The sequence below is a fragment of the Pelolinea submarina genome (assembly GCF_003966975.1).
Taxonomy (GTDB): domain Bacteria; phylum Chloroflexota; class Anaerolineae; order Anaerolineales; family Anaerolineaceae; genus Pelolinea; species Pelolinea submarina.
Genome location: NZ_AP018437.1, coordinates 533178 through 548314 on the forward strand (window position 1 = coordinate 533178; position 15137 = coordinate 548314).

Below are 15137 nucleotides of genomic sequence, written 5' to 3' on the forward strand. Positions count from 1 at the left end.
CTTGAACAATATCATTACTGAGAATGAACAGGATTGTGCACCAGGCAGAAAGAAGTCTTTCAGCTTTCGAACGTTTTTCCAGGGTTGGGGATTATTTGTAGTCTTTATTCTGATCTGCGTTTTATTTTCTTTTCTCACGCCAATCTTTCTGCGAGCTTCCAATCTAATCAATGTGGTCAGGCAGGTTTCGATCATCGGAACCTCAGCGGTTGGCATGGCGATTCTGATGGTCACCGGTGGAATTGACCTTTCCGCTGGTTCGCATCTGGCTTTTATTGGATTGGTTGTCGCCATTTTCTTGAAACAATTCAACTTGCCTGTCCTGCCCGCGATGGGTCTGGCCTTGTGTGTCTCCGCGGTGATTGGCGCGGTCAATGCATTTTTGGTTACCAGAGTCAAGATTCCGCCATTGATCGCTACCCTGGGAATGATGAGTGTGCTGAGAGGCACGGGGTACGTTATATCCGGCGGTTATCCTATCTATGATTTTCCGGCGTCTTTTATGACCATTGGCAAAGGCTATTTGGGCCCATTTCCCGTCCCGGCGCTGATTATGTTGTCGATGTTTGTGCTGGGATACATATTATTGAACAGTACCTACCTGGGCCGCTATTTTTATGCGCTGGGTGGCAACGAAGAAGCCACGCGTTTGTGCGGCGTGAATACTGTCAAGAATAAATACCTGGCTTACTGCATCAGCGGTGTACTCACCGGATTGGCAGGCCTGATCCTGCTGGCCCGCATTAATAGTGCCCAACCCTCCGCCGGCAATGGATTTGAGATGGATGTGATCACCGCGGTTGTCCTGGGCGGCGTCAGCATTTCCGGAGGTGAGGGAAAGTTGACCAATGTGTTCCTGGGCGTGTTGATTATTGGAGTTATCAGCAACGGGTTAACCTTGCTGAATGTGCATGACTATTACCAGACCATCATCAAGGGTGCAACGCTGTTGATGGCAGTTGCGATTGATAAATTCGGAAAATAAATTACCGGATATTGAGATTAAGTGAGGTAAAGATGACAGAATACGAATTGCGTTATATCAAAACCGGCACTGTCCCCAGCAGGGGAGATTTGCTCCTGCAGGGCGGCGATCCTTCCGAGGTCAGAGCGGGACCGGTGTACGTTTTCTATACCAAGACGGCAAAAGAGGTCGTTTTGATCGACACCAGTTTTCATATGGATGACGCGAAGATCCTGGGGGTTGAAAAAGACGTCACCCGAAAGCTGCCGGACGAAGACCCGCTTTATGCGTTGAAGCAGGTGGGTGTGGAACCGGAAGACGTGACGCACCTGATCCTGACCCATGCTCACTTTGACCACGTGGGTTATCTGGATGCGTTCTCCAACGCCAAAGTTTTCGCTCACCAGAAGGAACTGGCCTGGATAGCCGGACTGCCTGCCTGGTCGATTGGCTACGGCTCATTTTCCGTTGAGAAGATCGAGCGTGTCCGCGCGCAAATGACTGTCATTTATGGCGAACGGGCGCAAATATTGCCCGGGATCGAAGTAGTCTATGCCGGGGGACACTCAGCGGGTTCCATGGCTGTAGTGGTCAACACAAAGAAAGGGCGCGTTTGCCTGTGCGGGGACAATTGTTTCCTCTACGAGACAATTGAAGAGCATCTTCCCATTGGCCTGACCAATAATCTCTATGAGAGTCTGGCTTTCATGGAAAAGCTGCCTGCTTTGGGAGATATCCTGATTCCCGGTCACGACCCATTGTTCTTTGACCGCTTCCCGAATGGTGTTGTAGCTTAAATCTTTCACTTTCGACACCTTTAAAAATTATGAAATTTAGGAAAAATGCCATGAAATCATGGGATCGTTTTGTCGCATCTATAAACAGAAAAGAAAAAGACCATACACCGGTTGCGCTGATTGGGACGAACAGGTTTTACGCGTCCCTGGATAACTGCGAATTAAGTGATCTATTCTTTTACCCGCAGCGCATGGTGGACACGCAGATGAGAATCTTCAAGGAGATGCCTGATATCACTTTCATTCCGGGCACCTGGCCGGATTTTGGCGTGGCTATCCTTTCCGCGTTTGGCTGTAAAGTGGTCTGGCAGAAGAACATGATGCCGCAGATTGGCGGGCACGTGTTTGAAAGCGCGGAGAGCTTTTCAAGCTTTAGCATTCCCAACCCGACCACGGATGGCATGATGGTCTGGTATCTGAAGACTCTGGAATTATTCATGGAGCGCAAGGACGAAGTGGAAGATTGTTCCCACTTCCTGTGGAGCTTCGGGCCAGGGGAATTGGCTGCATATCTGTGCGGAACAAGCAATTTCTTCATTCACCTGAGCGACCACCCGGCGGAGATCAAGGCGCTTTTAGGAAAAGTAACGGATGCGATTATTGTATGGCTGAAAGCCCAGCAGGAAGTCAATCGGGACGCAGACGCGATGTTGATCACGGATGATATCTCCGGCATGATCTCCAAGAAATTTTATGAGACTTATCTGCTCGAGTGCCACCAGAAAATCCGGGAAGCGTTTCCTGATTTTATCTACGTCCTGCATAACGACACGAGATCCGATCATATTCTTGAACCGCTTAAAAAGACCGGAATCAATGTCTTCAATCTGGGAAAGTCAACGGATTTACAGAAAGCAAAAATGGCGCTCTCGGACAAGATCAGCCTCATGGGAAATATCGACCCGCTGGATTTAATGATCAACGGAAGCCCCGAGGATGTGTACCAGGATGCGCTTGCCCGCCTGGCGCTCTTTGGCCGGGAAGACGGCTTTATATTATCGGTCGGGGGCGGCACGAATGACGGTACCAAGCGGGAAAACATTCAAGCGCTGCTCCAGGCTGTCAGGGATTATCAAAATGAGTGAGAACACAAAATTAGAAGAACAGACTTTATATTTACAGAACATGGCCAGGACCATCCGCGAGGATCTTTTGACGATGATCTTTGCGGCCCAATCCGGCCATCCGGGCGGATCGCTTTCGGCGGCTGACATTGTAACCGCCCTGTACTTTCATTTCCTGAGGATTGACCCGCAAGACCCGCGCAGCCCGGACAGGGATCGTTTTATCCTGTCCAAGGGGCATACCTGCCCGGTGTGGTATTCCTGCCTGGCGGAAAAAGGGTTTTTCCCGGTCGAGGAGCTGCTGACGCTGCGCGCCATCGACAGCCGCCTGCAGGGGCACCCGGACATGAACAAGACGCCCGGCGTGGATTTCACCACCGGTTCGCTTGGACAGGGATTGTCGATTGGCGTCGGCATGGCGATCAGTCTTCACACCGATTGTAGAAACGCGCGCGTTTATGTCGTCCTGGGCGACGGCGAATTGAATGAAGGCCAGGTTTGGGAGGCTGCCATGGCCGGAGCGAAGTTCAAGCTCGGCAACCTGACAGCCATTGTGGATTACAACGATTTGCAATTGGACGGTTTCTGCCACGACATCATGCCTATTGAACCCCTGAAAGACAAATGGCTGTCCTTCGGCTGGAACGTGATTGAAATCGATGGTCATAACATGCCTGAGATCCTGGAGGCGCTTACCCGCGTCGGAGAGGTTCTGGACCAGCCGACCGTCATCATTGCGCATACCATCAAGGGGAAAGGGGTCTCCTTTATGGAAAATGTCTGCGAGTGGCATGGTATCGCGCCCAATCGCGAGCAATACGTCCGCGCGATACAGGAAATCTCGGGCGACGAAGGGCTGGACCGCTTGAAAAAGAAATTCAAGCCGCTGGCTTCCATGATAGAACCTCCCGCTGAGACTGCTAAATCCAAACCCTCGGACAGAAAACCCACACGGGACGCCTACGGCGAATGTCTGGCGGAATTGGGCCGGGAGTTTGAAGATATCGTGGTTTTAGAGGCGGATATTTCCAAATCCACCCGCACCAAGATTTTTGCGGACGAGTTCCCCGAGCGGTTCTTTCAATTCGGAGTGGCGGAAGCCGACATGATGGGCGCGGCTGCCGGTTTTGCCTCGACCGGAAAGATCCCGTTTGTCAGTACCTATTCAGTCTTTTCCAGCATGCGCACCTGCGAGCAGATCAGAACGTCCATCGCTTATACCCGCATAAACGTGAAGATTGCGGTGAGCCACGGCGGTATCACGCCCGCCAATGACGGTGTTACCCACCAGAGCACTGAGGATATGGGCATCATGCGCACCATTCCCAACATGACCGTCATCATGCCGGCCGATTATTTCTCGACTAAAAAACTGCTGCGGGCGGCGCTGGCGATGAATGGGCCGGTATACCTGCGCTTCACCCGCGATGCGGTGCCGTTCATCTATTCAGCCGATGAAGAATTCGAGATCGGCCGCGGCAAGATTCTGGAAGAAGGGGGAGACCTGACGCTGGTTGCCAACGGCGACATGCTTTCAGTGGCGCTGCAGGCCAGCGCGCTGCTCAGGCGGCAGGGAATTCGCGCGGAGGTGATTGACATTCACACGATTAAACCGCTGGATACCAACCTGATCCTAGGGAGCGCTGCGAAGACTGGCCGGGTCATTACCGTTGAGGATCACCAGATCAATGGGGCTTTGGGCAGCGCGGTGGCTGAGCTTTTGGGCGAAGAGCTGCCCTGCCGGATGGCCAGGATCGGTCTGCGGGATACCTTCGCGGAGTCGGGCCCTTATGAACTATTGTTGAAGAAATACAAGATGGATGCCGAAAGCATCGTAGCCCAGGCATTCCAATTGCTTGAAAAATAGGATTTAAAAATGGATTCCAAACTAAAAAAAGAATTACAGGCGAAATGCCTGGATGTCAAAAGAGACGTGATCTCAATAATCTACACAGCCGGGTCAGGCCATCCGGGCGGTTCTCTTTCCGCCGTGGAGATCCTGACAGTCTTGTATTTTCAAGAAATGAAGATCAGGACGGAAGAACCCGCCTGGCCGGATCGGGACAAATTCATCCTTTCAAAAGGCCATGCCGCACCGCTCGTTTATGCCATTCTGGCCGAAAGGGGCTTTTTCCCCAAGACGGAGTTGGCGACTTTTAACGCGCCGGGCACCAATCTCCAGAAACACCTGGATATGCATTTGGTGCCGGGTGTCGAGCTGTCCACCGGTTCACTTGGGCAGGGATTATCCGCCGGGATCGGCATGGCTTTGGCCGCGCGTCTGGATAAGCGGGATAGCCACGTGTACGTCCTGGTGGGGGATGGCGAACTGCAGGAGGGGCAGATTTGGGAAGCCGCCATGTCGGCTGCGCAATTCAAGGTGGATAACCTGATCGTTTTCCTGGACAAGAACAATTGCCAGGTGGACGGGTTCACAAGGGACATCTGCAATATCGATCCGGTGGATGAAAAATGGCAGTCGTTCGGATGGCACGTCCAAACGATCGACGGTCACGACCTCAGTCAGATCGAGGACGCAATTGTGAAGGCGAAATCCGTTCCGGGCAAACCGCACATCATTATCGCCAACACGATCAAAGGAAAAGGCATTTCTTATATGGAAAATAAACCGGAATGGCATGCGCGTGCCTTTACTGAAGAGGAATACAAGCAGGCCATGGAAGAGCTGTACCAGCAGGAAAGGGCGTTGCAGAAATGAATTACCCCACACAACTACAACCATTCGGCCACGCGCTGGCTGAATTGGGCGCAATCGACGAACGGATCATCGTAATTGATGCGGACCTGCAAAGGGCTACCGAGACCAATTTCTTCCAGGAGCAATATCCTGAACGCTATTTCGATGTGGGTATTGCCGAAGCCAATATGGTGGGTATCTCGGCGGGGCTGGCTTTATCCGGAAAGACTGTATTTTGCGGGACGTTTTCGTCATTTATTACGCAGCGGGTTTGCGATCAAGTGGTCATTTCGGTGGGTTACTGCCGCTCCAACGTCAAATTGATCGGTGTGGAACCCGGCATTGCCTCCGGCCGGAATGGCGCGTCGCACCAGGCGCTGCTGGATATTGCCATCATGCGGGCCATTCCCGGCATGACGGTCTTCGACCCGGCGGATGCGATTGAGCTGCGCGCCATGCTTAAGTATCTGGCGGAAAACCCCGGCCCGGCTTATATGCGCGTGCCGCGCGGAAAAGTGCCGGTGATCTTTGATGAAACAACGTATCGCTTTGAGGCCGGCAAGGCTGCCATGCTGCGGGATGGGAAGGACGCTGCCATTATTTCCGGCGGCATTCTTTTACCGGAAGCCATTCAGGCGGCTGAGAACCTGGCTGCGAAAGGCGTGCAGGCGCGCGTTCTGAATATGGGTAGCATCAAACCCATCGATAAGCAGGCCATCCTGGCTGCCGCGCGCGATACGGGCTGTATCGTTACGGCTGAGAATCACAGCAGCTACGGCGGTCTGGGCGGGGCGGTGGCCGAGATTGTCAGCCAGAATTGCCCTGTTCCTATGAGAATTCTGGGAATTGAAGACCGCTTTGGTGAAGTTGGCCCCAATGATTGGCTGCTGGCAAGGTTTGGACTCAACGCAGACGCTATTGAAAAGGCAGTTATCGAGACAATAGAAAAGAAAGGTCGATAGAAATTATGCAAAAACATACCATTCATGAAAACGAAATAGAGGCAGTACAACTCCCCGGCCGGGCTCACAAGATGATCATCGGGCCTAACAATTTCGGCCCGGCAGAGAAAATGTGTTTTGGCGTGGCGGATTTCCCGCCCATGAAGCACGCCCCCGCGCACGTACATGAAAGCCAGGAAGAGATCCTCTATGTTTTGACAGGCAAGGGAGAGTTCTATTTCGATGGTGTACCCGAGGAAGTGGAACCCGGAACCTGTGTATATGTACCGCAAAGCGTAACGCACAGCATCAATAACACCAGCGAAGATGTCCTGAAAGTCGTATATGTATTCTCGCCACCCGTAGCGCAAGGCTCCTACGACAAAAAATGAAACTAAGCTGGGCTACTCCTGAAATTGACGCATTGCCGCTTGAGCAGTGGGAGCGCGTATTTGCGTGGCTGGCTGAAAATGGCTATGCCGGTATCGAACCGATCATTTCCGGGGTTTACAAGACCCCGGAAGATGAAATCCTGAGCCTGCTGGATCGCTACCAGCTCAAGATCACCGGTTTCCGCACAGGCGGCATTGCCAAGGCTCATCATGTGGCCTTCAATGACCCTGGCGCGGAGGTCAGGCTTGAGGCGGTGGATCGGTTCAATCAGGTGGTTCAATACGCGGCTGTTTACGGAAAACCCAAGATGCTGGTGGGGCTGATGCAGGGCATGTTGGCTGACGGTCAAGATATTGTTATTGCGAAAGAGCATATCCGCGAGTGTCTGGAAATCTGCTGCGATTACGCGCAAACCTACGCTATCGAGGTGGATTTGGAAGCGGTCAACCACAATGAGATCAACTATCACAACACCGTGGCGGATGTGGCCGGTTTTATCCGAACGATGGGCAAAGATAACCTGCACCTGCTGATCGATACATACCACATGCATTTGGAAGAATCATCCATCGAGCAAGCTGTGAATGCGGTGAAAGGCCAGATTGGCCATGTCCATCTGGCAGATAGCAATCATATGATCCCACCGACCGGAAGCTTTGATTTCCCCGCATTCTTCCGCTTGCTTTCCGATGCAGGCTACCATGGTACATATACCCTGGAGACGATGAGCGATATGACCGAAGAAAATATCACCCAAGCATCGCAATACGTCCGAGGTTTGGTTAAATAATATTCTGTTAATCATTCTATTGAGTCGAATATGGTTAAATATACGTGGACGTTAATAAAGATGCCTGTATATAAAGAGTTATTGGAACAATTCAAGCTTGTTTTTTCCAGGCGCAATCCCATATTCGACTCTGTTATCCCACCGCTGCTGTTCATGCTCACGAATGCGCTCTATGGCCTGACGCCGGCGTTGTGGGTGGCTTTCGGCAGCAGCTTGCTGTTCACCCTGCTGCGCCTCATCCGGCGCCAGCGGTTTGGAAATGCGCTGTTGGGAGCCGGCGCAACTGCGCTGGCGGTAGGACTGGTTCTGTTGTTGAAGAGTGCCCAGGCTTTCTTCCTGCCCAGCCTGGTGAACGGCGCCCTGACGGTACTGGTGCTGCTGCTCAGTCTGGCTATCAAACGCCCGGCCGTAGCTTTCACCAGTTACCTCACGCGCCGCTGGCCGCTGCAATGGTATTGGCATGAACGCGTGCGCCCGGCCTATAGCGAAGTGACAGCCATCTGGGCGGTTTATTCCGCAATCAAACTGGCCTTTCAATACTATTTCTATCGGAATGCGCTAACCAATGCTCTGGCTATATTCAACTTGGTCAGCGGTTGGCCGGCTCTGATCGTATTGCTGGTGGTCAGTTACCTGTATGGATTAAAACGTCTACGGCGGCTGGGCGGGCCGAGTGTGGATGAATTTAAAAATGATGCACCGCCGCCATGGCAGGGACAGCAGCGCGGATTTTAAAAATCATATTAGAAAGTAAAGAAAGATATGAAAAATAATCTCTCGAATTTATCGAAAAAGGGATTGCTTTTTGCCGCCTTGCGGCACGAAGAAATGCCCCGCATTCCCTGGGTGCCATTCGCAGGCGTGCACGCCGGTTCGTTGAAGGGCTACAAAGCCGATCAGGTATTGACCGATAAAGAGAAGTTGATAGAGTCCCTTTTGGAAGTCAATCATCAATATGATCCTGACGGCCAGCCGGTGGTTTTCGATCTGCAGATCGAAGCCGAAATTCTAGGCTGCGACCTGGTTTGGGCGGAAAATGCGCCGCCATCCGTGGCTACCCATCCTTTGGCAAGCACGCTGGAATTGCCAACCAGGCTGCCGGAGAAAACGGATGGGCGTCTACCGCTGGTTCTGGATGCCATGGCAAGCATGAAAACAGAGGTTGGCAGCCATACGGCTTTATATGGCCTGGTTACCGGACCGTTCACCCTGGCTTCCCATCTGCGCGGCACCGAAATCTTCATGGATATGTTCGACCATCCGGAATATTTACGCGGGTTGATTGCCTATACCACCCGGGTTGCTAAAAGGGTTTCCGAATATTACCTCGATGCGGGCATGGACATAATTGCCGTGGTGGATCCGTTGGTTTCGCAAATTTCACCCAAGCACTTCCGGAATTTCCTTTCGGAGGATTTTACCGGCCTTTTCAGTTTTATTCGCGAAAAAGGGGCGTTCTCATCCTTCTTCGTGTGCGGCGATGCCACCAAAAATGTCGAGGCAATGTGCCAGACAGCCCCGGATTGTATTGCAGTCGATGAAAATATCGATATGCTGGCAGCTAAACAGATTACCGATCAATACGACATTACGCTGGAAGGGAATATTCCCCTGACCACCTGTATGCTGTTTGGAACCCAGCAGGATAACATGAAATATGTGCTGGATTTAATCGATGCAATGTTCCCGGGAGACGTGCTTCCGAAGAACCTGATCATTTCACCCGGCTGCGATATGCCCTATGATGTTCCGGTGGACAATGTGGTGGGAACCATGCAGGCAATTCGGGAGCCGGAGACTGCGCGCTTGATGGTAGCGAATTATCAAAGCGGGGAAATTGACCTTGATCAGGTTAGCTTGCCTAATTACGAGCAGCTGGCAAAACCATTGATGGAAGTATTTACGCTTGATTCTGCGTCCTGCCCGGCTTGCGGCTATATGCTGAACGCCGCCACACGCGTTTTTACCGAATTGGCCGGCAGCGTGGATATGGTTGAATACAAAATCACCGAGCCAAAAAACGTCGCACGGATGCACAAAATGGGCGTGAAGAATCTGCCGAGTATTTTAATCAATGGTCAGGTGAAGTTTTCATCTATCATTCCCAGTAATCGTGAACTGATTGATGCCCTGAAAGAAGCGATTAAATGAGATTGTACTTGGTGGGCGGTTTCCTGGGCAGTGGAAAGACAACAGCCATCACGCAAGCCGCGCAAATTTTCATCGAGCAGGGAAAACGGGTCGGGATTGTCACCAATGAGCAGGGCAAGCATCTTGTGGATACGGCTTTCCTGCGCTCTAAATCTTTACCGACTTTGGAGGTAACAGGTGGATGCATTTGCTGCCATCTGGATGACTTTAACGAGCGGGTGGATGAACTAACAGTCCGTTATCATCCGGACGTGATATTTGCCGAATCGGTTGGATCATGCGCTGACTTGGTTGCAACTGTGCTTAAGCCGCTAATGAAATTACGCGCTGATTTTGACCAACCGACAAGCCTGTCCGTGTTCACCGATGCGCGTCTTTTCTATCGCTACCTGAACGGGTTGGAGCTGCCTTTCAGTGAGGAAGTTATTTATACCTACGAAAAACAATTGGAAGAGGGAGGTTTGATCGTAATCAACAAGAGCGACTTGTTGGATGAGAAAAAAACCGCGGAATTGCTGCCTTTGGCAGCGGCAAAATACCCTGGAAAAATTTTCCGGCTTCAAAATTCATTGAAAGCGAGTCAGGTTAAAGAATGGCTGGAGTTGCTGGATTCACCTGAAAGTTCCCAACCTCGGATTTCAATGGACATGGATTATGACCGGTATGCTTCAGGAGAAAAACGCTTTTGCTGGGTGGATCGCGAGATCAAAATTTCCGCGGATGATCAGGAAAAGAAAATTCATTTGCTTAATATCATTCAAAGGATTTGCCGGAAATTATCCGGTCAGGCTTACTCGATTGCCCATCTAAAATTTTTGTTGGATGACGGCCGGGAAAACATCAAATTCAATTTAACTGCATTGGACGATTTGGATTCCAAATTCGAGGGATTTTCAGATTCGCTGCGGGCTTTGAAAGGGTCCACATATTCCCTTCGGATCAACGCGATGATAGAAGGCCCCCTTGAAGCAATCGAAGAAAATATTGATACAATCATTAGCTCAGAATTAAATTCTGAAGGAATTGATTATTCTGTGCTATCCGGTTTTACCCGCGTTCCGGGTTATCCCAAACCCACAATGCGGATTGGAAACTCATAATTTCGGAGGAAAATAATGTCAGCTACTATTCAGGAAATTTATACGGGTGTTGTAGAAGGGGATCGCGATCAGGTGGTGGAAGCCGTTCAGCAGGCCCTCAACGAAGGCGATAGCGCGGAAACGATTCTTAAGCAAGGTATGATGGCGGCCATGGGAGAAGTTGGCCGTTTATTTGAAGAAGGTGAGTATTTTGTGCCGGAATTGCTGGTCGCGGCGCGCGCCATGCAGGGCGGTATGGATATCCTGCGGCCGCTGCTGGTGGCGGAGGACGTTGAACCGGTCGGCAAGATCGTGATTGGCACGGTCAAGGGCGACCTGCACGATATCGGCAAGAACCTGGTTTCTATGATGATGCAGGGAGCCGGCTTCGAAGTGACCGACCTGGGCACGGATGTCGCCCCGGAGAAATTCGTGGACGCGGTTAAGACCAGCGGCGCCAATCTGGTGGCTATGTCGGCGTTACTGACGACCACTATGGCCAATATGCCGGCTACTATCGCAGCTTTCGACCAGGCTGGAATACGCGACAAGGTCAAAATTATGATCGGCGGCGCGCCGGTCACCGATCAATTTGCGCAAAAAATTGGTGCGGATGGTTACGCACCGGATGCGAACCAGGCTGCCAGATTGGCATTGAGCCTGATTGCTTAATTTACGGCAATTACCGTTCCATTAGTTAGCGGCTGCAGCATGCGGCTTTCCAGTTGGAAGACGGAAAATGGCATGCCTGCAGCTGCCCATACTTCATCGTAGGCCAGCAGGTCCTGGTCGATGTAGGTTTCCATTTTGGTATCGTGCGCCACCGGCGGAACGCCGCCGATGGAAAAACCAGTTACTTTCTTTACAAAATCCGCATCCGCTTTCTTGATTTCGATTTTCAACTCGCGGGCGACTTTTTCGACATCCAGGTTATTCTTTCCGCTGACCAAAAAAAGCAGTCCCTGATCTTTATTGCGGAAAACCAACGATTTGACGATTTGACCAATTTCGCAGCCGATGGCGTTGGCTGCTTCCTGGGCCGTCTTGGTGCTCTCGGAATATTCCAGAATATCCACTTTGAGTCCAAATTGCTGCAGGTATTCTTGTACGATTTTAGATTTCTTTGTCAGTGCCATTGTTTGATCCTCTAGGTTGTAGTCCAAATTGGAGTTTATTATACTCAAAACCATTTAAACCAAAAACCGCTGCCAATAAGCAGCGGTTTGGACAAGAGCGGGGAGGGAGGGATTCGAACCCTCGGTCGAGTTTAACCCCGACAACCACTTAGCAGGCGGTCCCAATCGTCCACTCTGGCACCTCCCCAAGACTAGAATTTTGATGGCTAAGGCGGAGGGAGAGGGATTCGAACCCACGGTGAAGCTTTCGCCCCACACCTGTTTTCAAGACAGGCGCCTTAAGCCACTCGGCCATCCCTCCTGGTCATCAACTCCAGCAAGGATAAAAATTTTAACACAAAATGCTGTATAAGGCAGTATTAAGTTTTTTTCTTTTTTAAGTCCGCGGGAATCCGAATGACGATTACCGAGGCATTATCATGGCCGCCTTTTTTCAAGGCGCAGAAGACCAACCGCTTGGCGGATTGATCCCAATTGCGTTTCAGCAGGTTTTCTTTGATCTCTTCGTCCGTCAGCAAGTCGCTGATGCCGTCGCTGTTCAATAACAGTATGTCGCCGGCCTCCAGATTCATGCCCTGCAAATTTCGCATTTCCTCTGCTGACTTAGTGCCGCTTAACCGGATGCGCAAATCAACTTGGATGGGTTCTGTGGATCCCAGGTAGCGAATAAGAACATGCGCCAGGGGATGCGATCGGGAGATTTTCGTGCTGCCTGAAAGCCCACCTTCGGATAACTCTTCCAGCCAGGTGTGATCGAAGGTGAGTTGGCTGATTTCGCGATTGCGCAGCAGATATAAGCGCGAATCGCCGATATTGGCCATGTACAGCTTCCGCCCGATAATCAACGCGCTCACGCAGGTGGTGCCCATCCCTTTTTGGCTTTCATTGTCCTGTGACTGTTGGACGATCTCCTGGTTGGCGCGGATAAAGGCTTCTTCCAGAAGGCTCTCCGGATGGTCGAGGTTTTCGCAAGCCTGCACGCTGGCAGCGATGCTGTCCACCGCGATGCACGAAGCTACCTCTCCGGCCCGGTGCCCGCCGACGCCGTCCGCCAGGATTGCCAGCAGGACTGATTGTGCGTTTGTCTGAACGGTCCGGAAGGACTTTACCAGGATGTGATCCTCGTTGTTTTCTCGCACCAATCCCCTATGGCTGAATTCCACAATTTCCAGGTGAGTTGCACTGTCTGGCTGCAGGCATGATTCTGTATCCATCTTCGCCTTCTAATATATCTTCCCAATCTTATACCGAAAAGTGAACGGACCAATCCGGATCAGGTCACCATTGTGCAGCAGCAGCCCGGCACTGGAAACAGGCGCGTAATTCACCCAGGTTCCGTTATCTGATCCGAGGTCGGCAATTCTGACGGAACCGCGTTCGTTTTTGACCAGCAATACGTGCTGGGGGCTGATGGCCGCGTCTGCCAATACAATACCGGATTGCGTATTATCGCTGCCGATGATAGTTTCCTGGTTCTCCAGGACGATTTCCTCAATTCCCGCGGGGGGCGGTGTTTTTCCTGCCCAAATTAAACGCGGAGCGGAATCGCGCGGATTGGCCGCGGCGGGATTCTGCGGGTTGTTGGTTTCCGAGTAATAATCCGTTTCCAGCGCCGAACCCAGGCCCGGTACACTTTGCAGCATAGGGTCATCGAATTCGTTAATACCGACTGAGAAGCTCCGGCTGCGGCGGTTTTCTATCCAGCGCCTGCGCAGTCTTAAACCTGCTAACAATGAACCCCCGGCGGCAACCACCAAAAGGGGAATCCAGCCGCCGGTATTGATGAATTTAAGGATACCCACCAGCCAACTGGGGTAAGGAGAAGCTACCGTGATCATCACGGAAGCCGGTGGACTGATATTTCGGAAGCCCAGAATGTCTTCCACTTCCACCGCAACCAGGTGCTCGCCGCTGAAGCGGTATTCATCCAGCTGCCAGCCGAAATAGTCAAAAGGCTCTTCGGTGTTTTCAACGATTACCTCGCCATCCACATAGAGACGTGAGGCTCGTAATTGCCGTTTATAACCATCGGGAAAAGTGATGGATGCTTGAATGGTAATTACGCTGGGCTGCAGAATTTTTCCTTCCGGCCCATCCGCGTATACCCGGTCGATTTGCGGCGGCAGATTGATCAGCACTGCCGAAGGCATATTCAAATCGATGGTGAATTGTGTTTCCGGCGTCTCGGCTGTCAGATTGCCATAGGTGGCGACCGCTTTGACACTGTGAGTACCGCTTTGGCTGACTGTAGAGGTGTAACGCAGGCGGTAAATGTTGCGCATGCGGCCCACGTATTCTTCCGGATCAGGCGCGGTCAAATTCTCAGTATAGAACAGAAACTTTCCGCCGGTGGCCGTAGCCAATTGGTTGAGGTATTGCACTGCCGGTGCGTTGGCAGCCGTGTCCGGCGCCACCAGCCAGACATTGACGGGCACGCCGATTTCCTGCGCGCGCGCCTGCAGCGTCGCGATTTTGCCCAAGTCCTGGTCCAACGGCAGCGGGGTGATATACAGAATGGCTTGTTTACTTTGCTCAACCAGGCTGGGTTTGGCAGCCACGTCCAGCGCGCTGCTCAGGCTGGCCAGGCTTGGTTCAAAGTTGAACAGGTTGGGTTTGTAGTTTTGCAGCGTATTGGTAAAAGTGGTCTTTTCCTGTGACTTTTCTATCAACGTCCCTTCATTGCTGGTCAGGCTGTATTGATTGGCGGCAATGCTTTGAATACCGGTCAGCCAGGAAGCGATGGTGAAGATGGTTTCTTCGTAGCGGGTGGGGACGGCAGTGTTGGCGCGGTTGCTTAAAGTCGCGCCCAAATTCAAGGCAATAATGGTATGCAGCCCGGGTTCAAGCTGCTGCACCTCATTCACCGTGCGTTGTACGCCGTCTTCAAAGACGCTGAAATTATTCAGGTCCATCCCATAAACGAATTTTTTCTGGCTGTCGGATGCATCCAGGAACAGGGTAATCTTGGGGAACTGCGACAAATCCGGTGCGGCCATACTTAAGGTCAAACTGCTTTGTGCCTGGAGGGGAGTAGTGAATACCAACAAGCTGGATAAGCACAGCGTTATAAGGACGAGCTTTTTAATAACACTTCTAAAATGGAACATTATGTTTATTTTAATGT

The 15137-nt window shown here is 51.6% G+C and carries 15 protein-coding genes and 2 tRNA genes; 12 read left to right on the forward strand and 5 right to left on the reverse strand.

The window, feature by feature from the left end; genetic code table 11:
* The first annotated feature begins 1 nt into the window (after nt 1).
* The 12 genes from Pelsub_RS02515 to Pelsub_RS02570 are packed head-to-tail and all read left to right on the forward strand — an operon-like array spanning nt 2 to nt 11549.
* Nucleotides 2–985: an ABC transporter permease gene (locus tag Pelsub_RS02515; RefSeq protein ID WP_198418385.1), complete on the forward strand. Its 984-nt coding sequence runs from the start codon at nt 2–4 to the stop codon at nt 983–985.
* A gap of 32 nt (nt 986–1017) precedes the next feature.
* Nucleotides 1018–1761, forward strand: coding sequence for an N-acyl homoserine lactonase family protein (locus tag Pelsub_RS02520; protein ID WP_116226314.1), 744 nt, complete (start codon nt 1018–1020; stop codon nt 1759–1761).
* Between the two features lie 50 nt (nt 1762–1811).
* Nucleotides 1812–2846 carry a uroporphyrinogen decarboxylase family protein gene (locus tag Pelsub_RS02525; protein ID WP_158674942.1) on the forward strand — a complete coding sequence of 345 codons (1035 nt, stop codon included), beginning with the start codon at nt 1812–1814 and terminating at the stop codon, nt 2844–2846.
* Nucleotides 2839–4692 carry a transketolase gene (locus tag Pelsub_RS02530; RefSeq protein WP_158674943.1) on the forward strand — a complete coding sequence of 618 codons (1854 nt, stop codon included), beginning with the start codon at nt 2839–2841 and terminating at the stop codon, nt 4690–4692. Before Pelsub_RS02525 ends, Pelsub_RS02530 begins: the two co-directional genes overlap by 8 nt.
* A 9-nt stretch (nt 4693–4701) precedes the next feature.
* Entirely contained in the window at nt 4702–5544 is an 843-nt protein-coding gene (locus tag Pelsub_RS02535) for a transketolase (protein ID WP_116226311.1), read from the forward strand.
* Nucleotides 5541–6485, forward strand: a complete 945-nt coding sequence (locus Pelsub_RS02540) for a transketolase family protein (RefSeq protein ID WP_116226310.1) — start codon at nt 5541–5543, stop codon at nt 6483–6485. Before Pelsub_RS02535 ends, Pelsub_RS02540 begins: the two co-directional genes overlap by 4 nt.
* 5 nt (nt 6486–6490) lie before the next feature.
* On the forward strand, nt 6491–6856 hold the full coding sequence (locus Pelsub_RS02545) for a cupin domain-containing protein (protein WP_116226309.1): 366 nt from the start codon (nt 6491–6493) through the stop codon (nt 6854–6856).
* On the forward strand, nt 6853–7647 hold the full coding sequence (locus tag Pelsub_RS02550) for a sugar phosphate isomerase/epimerase family protein (protein ID WP_116226308.1): 795 nt from the start codon (nt 6853–6855) through the stop codon (nt 7645–7647). The genes Pelsub_RS02545 and Pelsub_RS02550 overlap by 4 nt, the downstream gene beginning before the upstream one ends.
* A gap of 60 nt (nt 7648–7707) precedes the next feature.
* A complete protein-coding gene (locus tag Pelsub_RS02555) occupies nt 7708–8382 on the forward strand; it encodes a DUF3159 domain-containing protein (protein ID WP_158674944.1) in 675 nt (224 codons plus the stop codon).
* Nucleotides 8383–8409: 27 nt separating this feature from the next.
* Nucleotides 8410–9798 carry a uroporphyrinogen decarboxylase family protein gene (locus Pelsub_RS02560; RefSeq protein WP_116226306.1) on the forward strand — a complete coding sequence of 463 codons (1389 nt, stop codon included), beginning with the start codon at nt 8410–8412 and terminating at the stop codon, nt 9796–9798.
* Nucleotides 9795–10898, forward strand: a complete 1104-nt coding sequence (locus tag Pelsub_RS02565) for a GTP-binding protein (RefSeq protein WP_116226305.1) — start codon at nt 9795–9797, stop codon at nt 10896–10898. Before Pelsub_RS02560 ends, Pelsub_RS02565 begins: the two co-directional genes overlap by 4 nt.
* Nucleotides 10899–10913: 15 nt before the next feature.
* Complete coding sequence (locus Pelsub_RS02570) at nt 10914–11549, forward strand: corrinoid protein (RefSeq protein WP_116226304.1); 636 nt, start codon at nt 10914–10916, stop codon at nt 11547–11549.
* Here Pelsub_RS02570 and Pelsub_RS02575 read toward each other — a convergent pair.
* From Pelsub_RS02575 to Pelsub_RS02595, 5 genes are all read right to left on the reverse strand, one after another.
* Complete coding sequence (locus Pelsub_RS02575; RefSeq protein ID WP_116226303.1) at nt 11546–12013, reverse strand: YbaK/EbsC family protein; 468 nt, start codon at nt 12011–12013, stop codon at nt 11546–11548. The genes Pelsub_RS02570 and Pelsub_RS02575 overlap by 4 nt on opposite strands.
* Before the next feature lie 98 nt (nt 12014–12111).
* Nucleotides 12112–12200: transfer RNA gene (locus tag Pelsub_RS02580), tRNA-Ser, on the reverse strand.
* A 25-nt stretch (nt 12201–12225) separates the two neighbouring features.
* A tRNA-Ser gene (locus Pelsub_RS02585) sits at nt 12226–12314 on the reverse strand.
* Nucleotides 12315–12372: 58 nt separating this feature from the next.
* A complete protein-coding gene (locus tag Pelsub_RS02590; protein WP_116226302.1) occupies nt 12373–13227 on the reverse strand; it encodes a PP2C family protein-serine/threonine phosphatase in 855 nt (284 codons plus the stop codon).
* A 9-nt stretch (nt 13228–13236) separates the two neighbouring features.
* Nucleotides 13237–15009, reverse strand: a complete 1773-nt coding sequence (locus Pelsub_RS02595) for an FHA domain-containing protein (protein ID WP_158674945.1) — start codon at nt 15007–15009, stop codon at nt 13237–13239.
* Between the last annotated feature and the right edge of the window lie 128 nt (nt 15010–15137).

Bases quoted from the DNA above. Each gene is read 5' to 3' on its own strand.
- Pelsub_RS02530 (WP_158674943.1), top strand. From the start codon at position 2,839: ATGAGTGAGAACACAAAATTAGAAGAACAGACTTTATATTTACAGAAC.
- Pelsub_RS02560 (WP_116226306.1), top strand. From the start codon at position 8,410: ATGAAAAATAATCTCTCGAATTTATCGAAAAAGGGATTGCTTTTTGCC.
- Pelsub_RS02535 (WP_116226311.1), top strand. From the start codon at position 4,702: ATGGATTCCAAACTAAAAAAAGAATTACAGGCGAAATGCCTGGATGTC.
- Pelsub_RS02525 (WP_158674942.1), top strand. From the start codon at position 1,812: ATGAAATCATGGGATCGTTTTGTCGCATCTATAAACAGAAAAGAAAAA.
- Pelsub_RS02555 (WP_158674944.1), top strand. From the start codon at position 7,708: ATGCCTGTATATAAAGAGTTATTGGAACAATTCAAGCTTGTTTTTTCC.
- Pelsub_RS02550 (WP_116226308.1), top strand. From the start codon at position 6,853: ATGAAACTAAGCTGGGCTACTCCTGAAATTGACGCATTGCCGCTTGAG.
- Pelsub_RS02565 (WP_116226305.1), top strand. From the start codon at position 9,795: ATGAGATTGTACTTGGTGGGCGGTTTCCTGGGCAGTGGAAAGACAACA.
- Pelsub_RS02520 (WP_116226314.1), top strand. From the start codon at position 1,018: ATGACAGAATACGAATTGCGTTATATCAAAACCGGCACTGTCCCCAGC.
- Pelsub_RS02540 (WP_116226310.1), top strand. From the start codon at position 5,541: ATGAATTACCCCACACAACTACAACCATTCGGCCACGCGCTGGCTGAA.
- Pelsub_RS02575 (WP_116226303.1), bottom strand. From the start codon at position 12,013: ATGGCACTGACAAAGAAATCTAAAATCGTACAAGAATACCTGCAGCAA.
- Pelsub_RS02595 (WP_158674945.1), bottom strand. From the start codon at position 15,009: ATGGCCGCACCGGATTTGTCGCAGTTCCCCAAGATTACCCTGTTCCTG.
- Pelsub_RS02545 (WP_116226309.1), top strand. From the start codon at position 6,491: ATGCAAAAACATACCATTCATGAAAACGAAATAGAGGCAGTACAACTC.
- Pelsub_RS02590 (WP_116226302.1), bottom strand. From the start codon at position 13,227: ATGGATACAGAATCATGCCTGCAGCCAGACAGTGCAACTCACCTGGAA.
- Pelsub_RS02570 (WP_116226304.1), top strand. From the start codon at position 10,914: ATGTCAGCTACTATTCAGGAAATTTATACGGGTGTTGTAGAAGGGGAT.